The organism is Georgenia yuyongxinii, from assembly GCF_006352065.1.
GTDB lineage: Bacteria > Actinomycetota > Actinomycetes > Actinomycetales > Actinomycetaceae > Georgenia > Georgenia yuyongxinii.
In genome coordinates, this window is the sequence record NZ_CP040915.1 from 2,851,323 (window position 1) to 2,866,470 (window position 15,148).

Here is a 15,148-nt window from a genome sequence, read left to right on the forward strand (position 1 = left end):
GGATTTACCCTTGCGTATAGCAAGGAAAGGCTCACCTCAGGAGCGCAACCGGGGCAGACCCGCCGTCGTGCGCCATTTTGTTAAGCTTGAATCATTCCATGATCCTGCCCACTGGGAACCGGGTCGAGACGCGACAGGTAAACGCTTGAACCTGGGAGCCCCACGGGTTCCAGACGCCAGCAGCGGCTCGTGGGTTCGCAACGCTGAGGCCTTTTAAGGCGGGCATGGTCTGCACAGTCGGCAATCAATGACGCATTGTTGCCTGCCGTCACCCCCTGCTCGTGGCGGCTGGTCGACAAGCAATGAACGGGCGTCGGTCGTGACCTGTCCGTATGCGCCAGAACATCACGGTCGCCCTGGGTCATCCTGCTGCTGGCCGGCGTCTTCGCCGGCGGCGTGACCGTGTCGATCGGGGTGCTCGTCCACGAGGCCTCCGTCGTCGTCGTCATCGCCGACGCCATGCGGCTTCTGCGCCGGTAGGACACCACTGCCACGGTGCCCACCACCACGAGTGCGCCGGCCGCGGCGGCAGAGCTCGCGACCCGCTGAACCGCAGGGCCGCCGGACGGGCACCGTCCGTCCGGGCCCGTGGGCCCGCGCGTAAAGCGACGTCGTCCGTGCCTGTCAGTCACAGCCAGACGCACACCGGACCGGGCAGAAGGACCTTCAGATCAGAGGATAAGTGGAGGGTGCTCGATTCCCTTTCACGAAGATCTCGTTGCCGCTTGAACGGCACCTTCACCGAGGGCGTGCAGCGCCAAGGTGGCGTGCGCATACGCGCCGCCCGCACGCATCTCGGCGGCGACCCAGATCGCCTCCATGATCTCCTCGGGGCTCGCTCCCCTGCGCGCTGCCAGCTTGGTGTGACCGTCGATGCAGTACGGGCACTGCGTCACATGGGCGACGGCAACAGCGATCAGCTGCTTGATCTTCTCCGGCAGCGCGCCGTCAGCGAACACGGCCCGACTGAACTCCTCGAACGCCCCGTGGATCTCCGGCGCCAGCTCTCTGCGCCGAGCGGCGAGCTCCGGGGTGGTGCGGTGGTACATCGTCTCGTCCATGAGATTCCTTTCATCACGGTGTGGAACGCTGGAGGGCACGGGCTCCGTGCCGCTCGCAGGCGATATCAGCCGCCTTCTGGGAGGCCCACGTCCGGCGGCCCATCCCCGGACCTGACCGACTCATCGCTCCGGCGCGTGATGCGTTCGGCGAGCATCGGAGTGCGGCCTTCGGTCTCCGGCCCGCCGTAGAGAGACTCGAGGACGCCACTGTCTGAGCGCGAGTGCTCCATGGCGGCGACCTCCGGGTGGTGCAGGTCGAAGGCCGGCCGCTCCGAGCGGATGCGCGGCAGCGAGGTGAAGTTGTGGCGCGGGACCGGGCAGGCGGTGGCCCACTCGAGGGAGCTGCCGAAGCCCCAGGGGTCGTCGACGATGACGGTGCGTGGGCCACGCTGCGTCTTGTAGACGTTGTAGAGGAACGGCAGCGTGGACACGGCCAGGATGGCGGCGCCGACCGTGGAGATCTGGTGGTAGAGCTGGAAGCCGTCCTCGGGGAGGTAGTCCGCGTATCGGCGGGGCATGCTCTGGGCGCCGAGCCAGTGCTGGACCAGGAAGGTGGTCTGAAAGCCGACGAACAACAGCCAGAAGTTGATCTTCCCCAGCCTCTCGTCGAGCATGCGCCCGGTCCATTTCGGCCACCAGAAATAGAAGCCGGAGTACATCGCGAACACGACGGTGCCGAAGACGACGTAGTGGAAGTGCGCGACGATGAAATAGGTGTCGTGAACCTGGAAGTTCATCGGCGGGCTGGCGATGATGACCCCGGTCAGGCCCCCGAAGAGGAACGTGGCGAGAAATCCCAGCGCGAAAAGCATCGGCGTCTCGAACGTGACCTTTCCACGCCACATGGTGCCTAACCAGTTGAAGAACTTGATCCCGGTGGGGACCGCGATGAACATGCTCATCAGCGAGAAGAAGCTCAGAGCAACGCCGCCCGTGGTGAACATGTGGTGCGCCCAGACGGTCATCGAGAGCGCCGCGATCGCGATGGTGGCGAAGACGAGGCCCTTGTAGCCGAAGACGGGCTTCCGCGAGAAGACGGGCAGGACCTCCGTGACGATGCCGAAGAACGGCAACGCGATGATGTAGACCTCCGGGTGGCCGAAGAACCAGAAGAGGTGCTGCCACAGCAGGGCCCCACCCGCATCGGGGCTGTAGACCTGTCCGCCGAGGACCCGGTCAACCGCCAGGCCGAACAGGGCTGCCGCCAGCACCGGGAAGGCCATCAGCACCAGGATCGACGTGATGAGAGCGTTCCAGGTGAAGATTGGCATCCGAAACATGGTCATGCCCGGGGCACGCAGCGTGATGACGGTCGCGATGAGGTTGACGGCCCCGAAGATCGTCGCGAACCCGGTCATCGCCAGGCCCATCACCCACAGGTCGCCACCCAGCCCCGGGGAGAACACGGCGTTCGACAACGGGTTGTATGCCGTCCAGCCGAAACTCGCCGCACCCTTCGGGGTGAGGGAGCCACTGACCACGATGAGGCCACCGAAGAGAAAGAGCCAGTACGAGAACATGTTCAGCCGAGGAAACGCCACGTCCGGTGCACCGATCTGCAAGGGCACCATGATGTTGGCCAGACCGGTGAAAAGTGGCGTCGCGAACAACAGCATCATGATCGTGCCGTGCATCGTGAACAGCTGGTTGTACTGCTCGTGGGACTGCACGAGCTGTAGGCCAGGCGCGAGCAGCTCAGCCCGCATCAGCAGAGCGAGCACGCCGCCGATCATGAAAAACCCGAACGAGGTGACCAGATAGAGGTACCCGATCACTTTGTGGTCGGTCGAGGTCACCCACGACACGAGCGTCTTCCCCCAGTGCTGTCTGCGCGGCGGAAGTCCAGGTACGACTCCGGTGGGCAACTCAGCGGTGGCAGCCATCACAGGCTCCTTTCGATGTCAGAGCCGGCCGGCCGGCCACGGGAGCATTCCCTCGGCCACGGTGCCCCCGCTTCGACGGGCAGACAGTCAATGAGATAATTGCCAGATGGGAGCGACCGGCACCGTGCACGGACGACCTGCCGGAGCGGGTTCGACCCGGGTACGTGTGTTGCAGACGCTGCGTGACGTGCCCGAGGGTCTGGGTGCGCACGAGCTTGCCGCCAAGCTCGACCTGCACCCCAACACGGTGCGATTCCACCTCGGCCGGCTCGAGCAGGACGGCTTGGTGCACCGTCGGGTCGCTCACCCGAGCGTTCCCGGGCGTCCCCCGCTGCGCTTCACCGCGGCCCCGCAGCCCAACGCGCTCGGCACACGGCGAGAATTTCGGGCTCTGGCAGAGGCACTGGCCAGCGTCCTCGCCGATCAGGTGCCCGGAGCGCCCGAGCTGACCGAACAGACGGGCCGGGCTTGGGCGCAGCGTCTGACGGAAGCCTGGACCGGCCCACCACCTGACGCGAACGAGGCGATCGACATGCTGGCCGACGCCTTGGCCGGCATCGGATTCGATCCGCAGATCACGTCGGACCGTCACCAGCTCTCGCTGTTGCAGCGGCACTGCCCGTTCCTCGAGGTCGCGCAGGAGCACCGGGACGTCGTCTGCTCGCTGCAGCTGGGAGTGATCCGCGGCGTGCTCGAACGTCTGGGCGCGCCCGTCGAGGTCACGCGCTTGGTGCCCTTCGCCCTTCCCCAGGGATGCTTGGTGCAGTTCACGCAGAAATAAGCGTTCCGGATCGCCGTGCCACGTACGAGCAGACGGGATCCGTGTCGTCGACGATCGGCGCCGACCTGAGCGCGCCCACCGGCTGTCCATGGAGTCACCGAAGGCTGGGCCCGTGGTCAAGGCAAGGCACGCACTTCGCGACGTAGCGCTCGCCGCGCGGCTCCCGTCGCACATGCCCCCGTTCGTCCGGTCCGGGAGTCGCGGCGAACCCGCCCCCGCCGGGACGACACGGGGACGCCACCGGGCACACAACGGGCGCTCGTGCACCCAGGTTCGGCCGCTTGCCACCGATGCACGAAACCCAAGTTCGTCGCTCACATCTGCCTCCACATGTAGGCCCTTGCATCCTCCGACGTTCCGGGAGTTAATACAAGGAGTAGTTGTACAAAGAGGAGGCGGGTGTCATGAATTCACGTGGCGCGTCGGGGTCGCCACAGAGTCCGACCGAGGGGCGTCACGCCGAGCTGTCGTCGCGGCTGACTGAGCACGCCTACGCCCTGATCGAGGCCGTGGCGCGGGCAACGGATACCGCCCCGCGAGCACCGTCCATCGAGCACGTCGTAGCCATGCGCCGCGAGTTGTCGGACTACCTCAACGGGGAGGTCCTGCCCCATCTGCGCACGGAGGAGGAAATCCTCTACAACTTCGCCCGGGGTGCCGGGCAGGGGACGCTCGTCGCCTCGATGGAGGTCGACCATCGGGCCATGCTTCGCCAGGTCGAGCAGGTTGACCGGGCCGCGAGCCCGCTCGATGCGGCCATGGCGGCCCGGGCGGTGCTGCTGCTGTTCGCCCTGCGGATCGAGAAGGAAGAGGAGGTGCTTCTACCCGGCCTCGCTCAGGTCGGGATCGACGCGGCCCTGGTGCTGGGCCGTCCTCACCACGTGCTCGGCACGCTGCCGCGCACGTAGCTGCTCCCAGGGGTGCGCCATGACCGTGAATACCCAGGACGAGACGGTGCTCGCACGCAGCCGTGGCGGGCCGGCCGAGGTGGTCGACCATGGCAGGACCGGGCCCCGCCGGCGCCGGCCTGCGGCAGAGGCTGGTGCGCCCATCGACTACGACGTCCCGCGCAAGAACGAGGACGGCGTCCAGGTGAACGCGACGACGGACGTCGAGGTCCGGCGTCCGCAGGGCTGGGCCGGGGTCGACGAGGAAGATCTCGTCGCCGGGGAGGGGCTCGAGCTGCCCGGGGCCGACCTATCGGGCGAGGAGCTCACCATCGAGGTGGTGCCACAGCAGACCGACGAGTTCGTCTGCACGCGCTGCTTCCTCGTCCACCACCGCAGCCAGCTGGCCGGCGACGTCGCCGGGCAGCCGGTGTGCAACGAGTGCGGCGCATGATCCAGGCCCCGCACGTGAGGTACGCCCGGCAGCAGTGCACGGGCCAGTCCGAGTCCATCAGTCTCGGCAGCAGTGATCGCCAGAGCACGACACCGGTAACGGGACACAACCAACACAGGGAACGCGCGCCATGCAGGCGCACCCCGGGAGGACACCATGACCATCCGCGTCGGCATCAACGGCTTCGGCCGCATCGGCCGCAACTTCACCCGCGCCGTGCTGGCCGAGGGCGCCGATATCCAGATCGTCGGTGTCAACGACCTGACCGACACCCGAACGCTTGCGCACCTGCTGAAGTACGACTCGGTCCTGGGCAAGCTCGACGAGGAGGTCACCTCCACCGAGGACTCGATCAGCGTCGGGGCCCTGAGCTTCCGGGCGTTCTCGGAGAAGGACCCGTCTGCACTGCCCTGGGGCGACCTGGGGGCGGACATCGTCATCGAGGCGACCGGCCGCTTCACCGATGCCACCAAGGCCCAGGTGCACCTCGACGCCGGCGCCAAGATGGTCATCATCTCCGCACCGGGCAAGAACGAGGACGCGACGTTCGTGATGGGCGTCAACCACACCGAGTACGACCCGGCGAAGCACCACATCATCTCCAACGTCTCGTGCACCACCAACTGCCTCGCCCCGCTCGCGATGGTGCTGGACGAGGAGTTCGGCATCGTGCACGGGTTGATGACCACCATCCACGCCTACACCGCCGACCAGAACCTCCAGGATGGCCCGCACAAAGATCTGCGCCGGGCCCGCGCCGCAGCCATCAACATCGTGCCCACCACCACCGGCGCCGCGAAGGCCGTCTCCCGCGTCCTACCGAACCTCAAAGGCAAGCTCGACGGCTACGCCCTGCGGGTCCCCGTCCCCACCGGCTCCGCCACCGACCTGACCTTCACCGCCGCCAAGCCCGTGAGCGTCGAGGCCGTCAACGCGGCGATGAAGAAGGCTGCCGCGAGCCCCCGGTGGCAAGGCCTGCTGTTCTACACCGAGGACCCCATCGTCTCCTCCGACATCATCGGCGACCCACACATCTCCATCTTCGACGCGGGCCTGACCAAGGTGACCGGGGACCTGGTCAAGGTCGTGAGCTGGTACGACAACGAGTGGGGCTACGCCCACAGCCTGGTGGAGATCACCACGTACGTGGGCGAGCGCCTCACTGCCGAGACGGCCCGGAACGCCCGGCCGTCACGGGCCAGGCGGCCCGACGGCGTCCACCCACCGTTGGTCCGGCGAGGGAGCCGACCATGACCGTCAACAGCTTCGATGCGCGCGGCGAGCTGCAGGTGGGTGACCGGACCTACGAGATCTTCCGGCTCGACCGGGTACCGGGCGCTGCCCGGCTGCCGTACAGCCTGAAGGTCCTGCTGGAGAACCTGCTGCGCTGTGAGGATGGCACGGCCGTGACCGCCGAACAGGTCACCGCCCTTGCCGGCTGGGACCCAGCGGCGACCCACGGCGCGGAGATCCAGTTCACCCCCGCGCGGGTGCTGATGCAGGACTTCACCGGAGTGCCCTGCGTCGTCGACCTCGTGGCGATGCGCGACGCGATGGCCGCGTTCGGCGGTGACCCACAGCGGATCAACCCCCTGATCCCTGCCGAGCTCGTCATCGACCACTCGGTGATCGCCGACGCCTTCGGGCCCGGCGCCTTCCAGATCAACGCCGACCTGGAGTTCGCCCGCAACCAGGAGCGCTACCAGCTGCTCCGGTGGGGCCAGCAAGCCTTCGACGACTTCCTCGTGGTGCCACCCGGCACCGGGATCTGCCACCAGGTCAACCTCGAGTACCTCGCCCGCGTGGTCTTCACCCGGGAGGCGACGGCGGCGTCGGGACTGCCGCAGGCCTATCCCGACACGTTGGTCGGGACCGACTCGCACACCCCCATGGTCAACGGCCTCGGAGTACTGGGCTGGGGCGTGGGCGGCATCGAGGCGGAGGCCGCCATGCTCGGTCAGCCGATGAGCATGCTCATCCCGCAGGTCCTCGGCCTCAAGCTCACCGGTGCGCTGCCCGACGGTGCGACCGCGACGGACCTGGTCCTCACCGTCGCCCAGCTGCTGCGGGAGGAGGGCGTGGTGGGCAAGTTCGTCGAGTTCTACGGCCCGGGTGTGGCCGGGGTGCCGCTGGCCAACCGAGCCACGATCGGGAACATGAGCCCCGAGTACGGCTCGACCTGTGCGATCTTCCCCATCGACCACGAGACGCTGCGCTACCTGCGCCTGACCGGCCGGCCCGAGGCGCAGGTGGCCCTGGTCGAGGCCTACGCCAAGGCCCAGGGCCTGTGGCACGACCCCGACCACGACCCGGTGTACTCCCAGACCATCGAGTTCGACCTGGGCTCCGTCGTCGCCTCGATCGCCGGGCCGAAACGCCCCCAGGACCGCATCGCCCTGTCCCAGGCGCGCCGGGTGATCGGGCAGATCCTCGCCGAGGGGTCGCAGGTGCCAGCCGAGCTCGTGGGCCTGGACGAGGCGTCCGCCGAGTCCTTCCCCGCCTCGGACCCCATCGCGTTCGGGCGCATCGAGGACCACCAGCGCCCGGTGGACAGGTCCCGCTCGCGCACGGACACGGCCTGGCCGTCCGCCGCGGTGCCGGTGACGATCGGCGGCCGGTCGGTCGACGTCGACCACGGCCACGTGGTCATCGCCGCAATCACCTCGTGCACCAACACCTCCAACCCGTCGGTGATGCTCGCCGCCGGCCTGCTCGCCAGGAACGCCGTCCGGCGGGGCCTGACCAGGCGCCCGTGGGTCAAGACCTCCCTCGCTCCTGGATCCCGGGTGGTCACCGACTACTACGAGCAGGCCGGCCTCACCCCCTTCCTGAACCAGCTCGGTTTCGACCTCGTCGGCTACGGCTGCACTACCTGCATCGGCAACTCCGGCCCGCTGATCCCGGAGGTGAGCGCGGCCGTGACCGCGCACGACCTGAACGTCTCGGCGGTGCTCTCGGGCAACCGCAACTTCGAGGGCCGCGTCCACGCCGAGACCAAGATGAACTTCCTCGCTTCACCGCCGCTGGTGGTCGCCTACGCCCTCGCCGGGACGATGAACATCGACCTCAGCACCGACCCGCTCGGCCACGGACCCGACGGCGAACCGGTGTACCTGCGCGACCTCTGGCCCAGCGCCGACGAGGTCGAGGCGGTGGTGGGCCAGGTCGTGCAGGCCCGCATGTTCACCAAGGGCTACGCCGACGTCTTCGCCGGTGACGAGAACTGGCGCAGCCTCGACCTGCCCTCGGCCGAGATGTTCGCCTGGGACGAGACCTCCACGTACGTGCGGCGCCCGCCCTACTTCGACGCGATGTCGCGCGAGCCCGAACCACTGCGCGACATCACCGGCGCGCGGGTGCTGGCGATGCTGGGGAACTCCGTCACCACCGACCACATCTCCCCCGCCGGCGCGATCCGCAAGGACTCCCCCGCCGGCCAGTATCTCCTCGACCATGGCGTGAAGGTCCGCGACTTCAACTCCTACGGCTCCCGGCGTGGGAACCACGAGGTGATGATCCGCGGCACCTTCGCCAACATCCGCCTGCGCAACCAGCTGGTCCCCGGCACCGAGGGCGGGTTCACCCGCCACCTGCCGGGTGGGGCGCAGATGAGCATCTTCGACGCCGCCAACGCGTATGCGGCCGATGGCGTGCCCCTGATCGTGCTCGCCGGCGCCGAGTACGGTTCCGGGTCCTCCCGCGACTGGGCTGCCAAAGGCACCGCGCTGCTGGGCGTCCGGGCCGTGCTCGCCGAGTCCTTCGAGCGGATCCACCGGTCCAACCTCATCGGCATGGGCGTCCTGCCGCTGCAGTACCGGCCCGGGGACTCCGCCCAGAGTTTCGCCCTGACCGGGGAGGAGACGCTCACCATCACCGGGCTCGCCGGCGCCGACGCCGTGCCCAGCGAGGTCACGGTCCGGGTCGAGAACGACGGCGCACAGCGCGAGCTCACGGCGCTCGTGCGCATCGACACTCCCGCCGAAGGGGAGTACTTCCGCCACGGCGGCATCCTGCGATACGTCCTGCGCCAGCTCCTGACGAGCGAACGGGGGGAGGCCAGCTGACGACATCACCACGCGAGCCCACCCGCCGAGATCAGGTGGCTGTCCGCCCCACCTGGACGCGACGCAGACGGGGCGCGGACGAGCAGAGATTCACAGCGAGACCACAACGGAATCAGGAGGCCAAGCGATGAGCACGTCAGCAAGGCGCGTGGACCCGGCGGGAAGAGGACATCCCGCCCGTGGACGTTTCGACCAGGGGCAGGCCAACGACACGGAGCTCGGTGCCGAGACGAAGAAGCCCCGCGGGCGGTACGACGACGGCGAACCAACCGGCATCCGCCCACAGCGCAGAACGCGGCGCAGCCGCCACGAGGGGCGTGGCCGTTACGACGAAGGTCAGGCCGAACGCGAGAGCCTCGTGGCCGCGATGAAGAAGGCCGACGGACGCTACGACGACGGCGACCTGACGGCAGCCGCCGTCGAACACTGAGAGGGAAGGAGCAGGACGGTGGCGCTTCCCAGAACGAGGCTGCTCGACAGGAAGGTCGTCGCCGAGGGCACCATGGCGTTCTACTTCGAGAAGCCGCCAGGTTTCGAGTACACAGCTGGTCAGTTCGCCGACTACACGCTGCTCGACCCCGCCGAGACCGACGCCGAGGGCGACACCAGGGGGTTCTCGCTGACCAGCGCCCCGTACGAGCCGCGACTGATGGCCACCACCCGTCTCCGCGACACCGCGTTCAAGCGCGTCCTGAGGGACCTGCCCATCGGCGCCGAGCTCGCACTCGACGCGCCGTACGGCTCCTTCACGCTCCACCACAACGTGGCCAGGCCCGCGGTCTTCCTCACCGGCGGGATCGGTATCACCCCGGTACGCAGCATCGGGCTCCAGGCTGCCCATGACCGCACCGCCCACAAGATCATCGTGCTCTACTCCAACAAACGGCCCGAAGATGCCGCGTTCCTCGACGAGCTCCGCGGACTCGACGAGACACACGGGAACTTCACCCTCGCCGCCACCATGACCCAGCCGGAGACCTCACGGCTCGGCTGGGACGGCGAGACGGGCCACGTGGACACCCCCATGCTCTCGCGGTACATCGACGACCTCACCGCCCCCGTCTACTACCTGAGCGGCCCCGCGACCATGGTCAGCGCGATGCGCGGGGTGCTCACCGCCGCGGGCGTCGACGCGGACGACATACGGACCGAGGAGTTCACCGGCTACTGACACTCCCCGTGCCCGTCCCTCCACCTCCCTCGGCCTGCCAGGCCGCCACGTCGTCCATAGCTGTTGACAACCAGTGGCGGTGGGAGGAGTGTAAAAGCAAGGTTCATCACTTTTAGAAGGAGAGATTGCGATGACTGCCAACGCCGCCAGGACCCCGGTCTCCCAGGGAACAGGCAATGTCTTGCTCCGGGCCCGAACGGACCCTGCTTACGGAGCGTTCGCCCTGCTGCGCATCGGCTTCACGGTCCTGCCGATCGTCTTTGGCGTGGACAAGTTCACCAACGTGCTGACGAACTGGGAGGCCTACCTCGCCCCGTGGATCGTCGACCTGCTGCCATTCAGCGCGGGGACCGCCATGCTCGTCGTCGGGGCGGTAGAGATTCTCGCCGGGGTCCTGGTGGCGCTCAGGCCGCGCTACGGGGCGTACGTGGTCGCACTGTGGCTCGCCGGCATAATTCTCAACCTCGTGACGTCCGGTGACTTCTACGACGTCGCCCTGCGCGACTTCGGGCTCCTGCTCGCCGCGCTCACCCTGGGCCGGCTCGCCAGCGTCTACGACCCTGCCCGCCGGACCCCCGCCGTCGGCACCCGCTGAGGCAAAGACCACGAACCGGATCACCGTCGGACCGGCGTCGTCCTGCAGCGACGGCGCCGGTCGGCGGCGGTGGCCGCCCGGGCCCGCGAACGTCCCCCGGGCGACGGCGGTGCCGCCGGAAGTCACCCGACGGGGAGGAACGAAGGGAGATCGCGTTGGAGCAGGCCACGGTGGCGTCGGCGGTCATCTCGGTCGCCGACCTCGACCGATCGGTAGATTTCTACCGCGACGTCTTCGAGTGCAAGGTCAGCCTGCGTGAGGGAGAAGCCGCACTGATGCTGGCCCCCGGAGGCTTCCAGCTCTATCTGATCGAGAAGGGCAGTCGAGCGCAGCATCCCTCCGGCGGCATCGGTGTCCAGTACCTGATGTGGGCGATCGCCAGCCCCGCGGGGCTGGCGAGGTTGGAGCAGTCGCTGCACGCTCGCGACCGCCACACACATGCGCACACCAGCGGCGGGGTGCGGTTCGTCGAGAGTCAGGACCCGGACGGGATCCGTCTCGTCATCGCCCAGCCGAGCCCGGACGAACGTCCGCGCTCGATGCTCGACCTTCTCCTCTACGTCTGATGGCCGGGTCCCGTCCACCGTCTCGGACCACGCCTTCGAGCCCGCGTCCTGGCAACGGACCATGACGCTGGGCAGCGCGATCGGTCGGACATCGCGTCGTGCGGGCTTCGCCCCGCTGCGGTCCTACGCGGTGATCGGGGACGGTCGCACGGTCGCCCTCATCGCCGACGACGGCGCGATCGACTGGCTCTCGTGGCCGGATCTGGACTCGCCGAGCGTCTTCGCCGCACTGCTCGACCCCGAGGGGGGCAGCTTCACGCTGGCACCGACGGTGCCGTTTCGCACGACGCGGCGATACCTGCCCGGCACCAACGTGCTCGAGACGACGTTCATCACCGAGGTCGGGGTCGCACGTGTCGTCGACGCGATGACGCTCCGCGGCAACGGATTAGGTCCCTCACGAGAGCTGCAGCGCCGCATACAGGGCGACGACGGCCGCGTGCCGATGGCCTGGCAGGTCCGGCCGCGGTTCGACTACGGCCGGCGCCCCACCCACATCGCACGGCGCGCCGGTGTAGCGGTGGCCAGCTCGGGGAGCGACGCGCTGGCCGTCCTGGTGTCCCCCCTGACCAGCACCCACATCGACGCGTCGACCATCCGCGGCACCTTCGACGCCACTCCGGACACGCCGGTGCTGATCGCCCTGTCCGGCGCGCATCAAGAACCGCTGGTCTTTCCCACCCGCCGCGAGCTGGACGAGCGGTTCGCCCACACCGTCACCAGCTGGCGCGAATGGACGGCCACGCTGACCCTCCCGGGATCCTGGCGAGACGCGGTGGCGCGGAGCGCACTTGCACTGAAGCTGCTGGTGTTCGCCCCATCCGGTGCGGTGGCCGCGGCCGCGACCACCTCCCTGCCGGAGGAGCTCGGCGGCGAGCGCAACTGGGACTACCGGTTCTCGTGGGTGCGGGACTCGGCGTTCACCCTGAGCGCGCTGCTGCGCCTCGGGTGCGCGCCGGAGGCGCAGGCGTACCTGTGGTGGCTGCTGCAGGCGACGCAGCTGACCCACCCCCGGCTGCAGCCGCTGTACAGGCTCGACGGTGGTCCGACCGCCACCGAGAGCGTGCTGCGGATGGCCGGTTACCGGGACTCGGGGCCGGTGCGGGTCGGCAACGCCGCCGCCCGCCAGCACCAGCTGGACTCCTACGGGGAGCTGCTGCAGACCGTCTGGCTCTACACCGAAAGCGGTGGGCGGCTCGACTCGGAGATCGGACGGCGGATGGCCGAGATCGCCGACCTGCTCTGTCGCTCGTGGCACGAACGCGACGCGGGGATCTGGGAGGTCCGCAGCGCGCCCGCACACTTCACGCACTCCAAGATGATGTGCTGGGTCGCCCTGGACTGCGCGGGCCGCCTGGCGGATCGTGGCCTCATCCCGGACAAACATCGCGCCCGGTGGCGCGCCGAGGCCGAGACGTGCAGGGACTTCATCGAGCAGCGCTGCTACTCCGAAGTGCACCGGAGCTACACCAGGCACGCCGATGGTGAGGAGCTCGATGCCAGCGTGCTGCTGGGGCTGCTCTCAGGTTACGGCGAGGCCGGCTCCGCACGCTGGCACACCACCGTCGACGCGCTCCGCCGTCACCTCGGCCACGGCCCCTACCTATACAGGTACACCGGCGAGGACGGCCTGACAGGGAGCGAAGGTGCGTTCGTCAGCTGCTCGTTCTGGCTCGTCGAGGCTCTCGCCCGCACCGGGCGGGCAGCCGACGCCACGACACTGATGGACGAGCTCATCACGTTGTCCAACGACGTCGGGATCTACGCCGAGGAGATCGACCCGGAGACGGGTGCCTTTCTCGGCAACCTTCCGCAAGGCCTGAGCCACCTGGCCCTCATCAGCGCCGCCACCGCGATCGCCGAGGAACGAGCGAGATGAGCGTCTGGGCTGCCCTGGCCGGCGGCTTCGTCGGAACCGCCGTCCTCACCACCGTGCTGCGCGCCGCCAGCGAGGCACATCTGACCCGGATGGACCTGCCGTTCCTGCTGGGCACGGTCGTCACCGCTCACCGGACGCGGGCGAAGGCACTCGGGTACGCCGCCCATTTCGTCTTCGGCCTCATCTTCTCGCTGGGCTACTACGCCATCTTCTCCGCGCTCGGCCGTCATGACTGGTGGCTAGGAGCGCTTCTCGGGCTCGGGCACGGCATTGCGGCCACCACGATCCTCATCAACGTGCTGCTGCCCCTGGTACATCCACGGATGGGCTCCCCGCTCAGCGATGCCACCACCGTGGCCCTGTTGGAGCTGCCGGGATTCCTCGCGCGCAACTACGGCCCGCAGACTCCCACGGTCACACTCCTCGCCCACGTGCTCTACGGCACGGTCATCGCAAGCTTCCTGACGCTGGCGCGCTGAGGTCGCCGACCCCGGGACGGCCACCGGCACAGCCGGCGGCGACGGCATCCGCCAGGTGGACTCCGCTGTGGCGGTCGAACACGCTCCTCGTCGGGCTACGGGTCCGTCGCGAGCGGTCGCTCCACGACGCCTGACGCGTTCGCACAGCTGTCGGTGCACGCCCCGATCGGTGCCGGTTCGCCACGGGTGGCGCCCGGACTCGCGCCCTGCTGCGGCGCGCGACGACTGACTTGGCCCTCGACCCTGGCGTGCCGGCAGTGCCGGGCGTACCGTCGAAAGCACTACGGGTCACTGGTCAACGACGAAGTGGGCGAACAGCGATGAGCATGATGACGGACATGATGAAGGCCATGCCGATGCCCTCGATGACGGGCATGAACATGGATATGACGATGATGCAGGGCTGCATGGAGGCGTGCTCGGCGGCGGCGATGGCGGCGACGATGTGTGCCGACGCCGACAGCGGCGAGAACATGGGCCGTTGTGCGTCCATGTGTATGAACACCGCCGACGTCGCCACGGCGACGATGCGCATGATGATGCGCACGGGCGGCTACGACATGAAGGTCATGTCGTCGATGATGACGGCGTGCATGGTCATGGGCGAGGCGTGCGCGGCGGAGTGTGGGAGCCACGCCGAGATGTCCGAGCACTGCCGGATCTGTGCCTCGGCGTGCCGAGCCATGGTCGAGGCGTGCTCGAAGATGATGTCCGGGATGAAGGGCTAGCGCGCCTCGTCGACCCCGATGAGGGGCCGCGCCGCGTACCAGGTGCTACCCACCGCGACCACCTCGGCCACGGGATGGACCGCGACGGGTTCGCCTACCTCAGGGGTGGCCCCGGTCATCAGCGTGCCCTCGGACCCGTCCAGCAGGGCGATGGTCAGTGCGCCCGGCTGCTGCGACACGACGAGGCCGTCGCGCCATGCGCTCGGCGAGGCGTTGGCGACAACCTCTTGGATGGGCAGGACGTCGAACAGGGTGCGGTCGATCACGTCGGTTCCTTCGGCGTTCGAAAGCTCAGGCTGGTTCGGGACCGACGCCGAAGTCTGGCTTCCGCCAGGAGACATGCGGTGTCGGGATGTGCCACCGTGCAGCGGGTGGGGTCCGCGCGCCACGGTCCAGGCGAGAAGGCCTGCGGGCGCGCTCGTCAGAGCTGCGGCTGGGTCAGCGACACATTCGACACAGGCGCCGGCGGGTCGACAGCATGTCGACGGAACCCGCGGGGTGCGGGTTCGCTGGCACTGGCCGGGCCGGGAACATGTGGACGAGTCTGCGGGAGGAGTTCGGAGAGTGTCAACGGGCATCAACGGGCCTCTCACATGGCGG

The 15,148-nt window shown here is 68.5% G+C and carries 14 protein-coding genes and 2 pseudogenes; 13 read left to right on the top strand and 3 right to left on the bottom strand.

Features of this window, described 5'->3' with window-relative positions; genetic code table 11:
- Positions 1-360: 360 nt before the first annotated feature.
- Positions 361-549 (top strand): annotated as a pseudogene (locus FE374_RS20420) (hypothetical protein); the annotation flags it as partial.
- 155 nt (positions 550-704) lie between these two features.
- On the opposite strand, the gene FE374_RS13035 reads toward FE374_RS20420, so the two are convergent.
- Both FE374_RS13035 and ctaD read right to left on the bottom strand, forming a co-directional pair.
- Positions 705-1,061, bottom strand: a complete 357-nt coding sequence (locus FE374_RS13035) for a carboxymuconolactone decarboxylase family protein (protein WP_139929624.1) — start codon at positions 1,059-1,061, stop codon at positions 705-707.
- A 65-nt stretch (positions 1,062-1,126) separates the two neighbouring features.
- Positions 1,127-2,944 carry an aa3-type cytochrome oxidase subunit I gene (gene ctaD, locus FE374_RS13040; RefSeq protein ID WP_139929625.1) on the bottom strand — a complete coding sequence of 606 codons (1,818 nt, stop codon included), beginning with the start codon at positions 2,942-2,944 and terminating at the stop codon, positions 1,127-1,129.
- A 106-nt stretch (positions 2,945-3,050) separates the two neighbouring features.
- Here ctaD and FE374_RS13045 point away from each other — a divergent pair, with 106 nt between their 5' ends.
- From FE374_RS13045 to FE374_RS13100, 12 genes and pseudogenes are all read left to right on the top strand, one after another.
- Positions 3,051-3,725 carry a helix-turn-helix transcriptional regulator gene (locus tag FE374_RS13045; RefSeq protein ID WP_139929626.1) on the top strand — a complete coding sequence of 225 codons (675 nt, stop codon included), beginning with the start codon at positions 3,051-3,053 and terminating at the stop codon, positions 3,723-3,725.
- Positions 3,726-4,129: 404 nt separating this feature from the next.
- Positions 4,130-4,633: a hemerythrin domain-containing protein gene (locus tag FE374_RS13050; RefSeq protein ID WP_139929627.1), complete on the top strand. Its 504-nt coding sequence runs from the start codon at positions 4,130-4,132 to the stop codon at positions 4,631-4,633.
- A gap of 142 nt (positions 4,634-4,775) precedes the next feature.
- Entirely contained in the window at positions 4,776-5,066 is a 291-nt protein-coding gene (locus FE374_RS13055; RefSeq protein WP_230978578.1) for a DUF4193 domain-containing protein, read from the top strand.
- A 156-nt stretch (positions 5,067-5,222) separates the two neighbouring features.
- A pseudogene (gap, locus tag FE374_RS13060) lies at positions 5,223-6,227 on the top strand (type I glyceraldehyde-3-phosphate dehydrogenase); the annotation flags it as partial.
- An 89-nt stretch (positions 6,228-6,316) separates the two neighbouring features.
- The gene (gene acnA / locus FE374_RS13065; RefSeq protein ID WP_139929630.1) at positions 6,317-9,130 is read left to right on the top strand and encodes an aconitate hydratase AcnA; all 2,814 of its coding nucleotides are present in this window, start codon (positions 6,317-6,319) and stop codon (positions 9,128-9,130) included.
- 127 nt (positions 9,131-9,257) lie between these two features.
- Positions 9,258-9,560, top strand: a complete 303-nt coding sequence (locus tag FE374_RS13070) for a hypothetical protein (protein ID WP_139929631.1) — start codon at positions 9,258-9,260, stop codon at positions 9,558-9,560.
- An 18-nt stretch (positions 9,561-9,578) separates the two neighbouring features.
- Positions 9,579-10,301 carry a ferredoxin--NADP reductase gene (locus FE374_RS13075; RefSeq protein WP_139929632.1) on the top strand — a complete coding sequence of 241 codons (723 nt, stop codon included), beginning with the start codon at positions 9,579-9,581 and terminating at the stop codon, positions 10,299-10,301.
- Between the two features lie 130 nt (positions 10,302-10,431).
- Complete coding sequence (locus FE374_RS13080; protein ID WP_139929633.1) at positions 10,432-10,896, top strand: hypothetical protein; 465 nt, start codon at positions 10,432-10,434, stop codon at positions 10,894-10,896.
- 155 nt (positions 10,897-11,051) lie between these two features.
- On the top strand, positions 11,052-11,462 hold the full coding sequence (locus FE374_RS13085; RefSeq protein WP_223173533.1) for a VOC family protein: 411 nt from the start codon (positions 11,052-11,054) through the stop codon (positions 11,460-11,462).
- A gap of 61 nt (positions 11,463-11,523) precedes the next feature.
- Positions 11,524-13,341, top strand: a complete 1,818-nt coding sequence (locus tag FE374_RS13090) for a glycoside hydrolase family 15 protein (RefSeq protein WP_139929635.1) — start codon at positions 11,524-11,526, stop codon at positions 13,339-13,341.
- Positions 13,338-13,820, top strand: coding sequence for a hypothetical protein (locus FE374_RS13095; RefSeq protein ID WP_139929636.1), 483 nt, complete (start codon positions 13,338-13,340; stop codon positions 13,818-13,820). The genes FE374_RS13090 and FE374_RS13095 overlap by 4 nt, the downstream gene beginning before the upstream one ends.
- 320 nt (positions 13,821-14,140) lie before the next feature.
- Positions 14,141-14,548, top strand: a complete 408-nt coding sequence (locus FE374_RS13100) for an aldehyde dehydrogenase (protein WP_230978304.1) — start codon at positions 14,141-14,143, stop codon at positions 14,546-14,548.
- Here FE374_RS13100 and FE374_RS13105 read toward each other — a convergent pair.
- Positions 14,545-14,814 (bottom strand): nuclease, encoded by a 270-nt coding sequence (locus FE374_RS13105; RefSeq protein ID WP_139929637.1) that lies wholly within the window; start codon positions 14,812-14,814, stop codon positions 14,545-14,547. The two genes, FE374_RS13100 and FE374_RS13105, sit on opposite strands and share 4 nt — an antisense overlap.
- Between the last annotated feature and the right edge of the window lie 334 nt (positions 14,815-15,148).

What these genes read in the sequence shown, in the direction of transcription:
- FE374_RS13035 (WP_139929624.1), bottom strand. Translation starts at nt 1,061, where the DNA reads ATGGACGAGACGATGTACCACCGCACCACCCCGGAGCTCGCCGCTCGG.
- ctaD (WP_139929625.1), bottom strand. Translation starts at nt 2,944, where the DNA reads ATGGCTGCCACCGCTGAGTTGCCCACCGGAGTCGTACCTGGACTTCCG.
- FE374_RS13045 (WP_139929626.1), top strand. Translation starts at nt 3,051, where the DNA reads ATGGGAGCGACCGGCACCGTGCACGGACGACCTGCCGGAGCGGGTTCG.
- FE374_RS13050 (WP_139929627.1), top strand. Translation starts at nt 4,130, where the DNA reads ATGAATTCACGTGGCGCGTCGGGGTCGCCACAGAGTCCGACCGAGGGG.
- acnA (WP_139929630.1), top strand. Translation starts at nt 6,317, where the DNA reads ATGACCGTCAACAGCTTCGATGCGCGCGGCGAGCTGCAGGTGGGTGAC.
- FE374_RS13070 (WP_139929631.1), top strand. Translation starts at nt 9,258, where the DNA reads ATGAGCACGTCAGCAAGGCGCGTGGACCCGGCGGGAAGAGGACATCCC.
- FE374_RS13080 (WP_139929633.1), top strand. Translation starts at nt 10,432, where the DNA reads ATGACTGCCAACGCCGCCAGGACCCCGGTCTCCCAGGGAACAGGCAAT.
- FE374_RS13090 (WP_139929635.1), top strand. Translation starts at nt 11,524, where the DNA reads ATGACGCTGGGCAGCGCGATCGGTCGGACATCGCGTCGTGCGGGCTTC.
- FE374_RS13095 (WP_139929636.1), top strand. Translation starts at nt 13,338, where the DNA reads ATGAGCGTCTGGGCTGCCCTGGCCGGCGGCTTCGTCGGAACCGCCGTC.
- FE374_RS13100 (WP_230978304.1), top strand. Translation starts at nt 14,141, where the DNA reads ATGAGCATGATGACGGACATGATGAAGGCCATGCCGATGCCCTCGATG.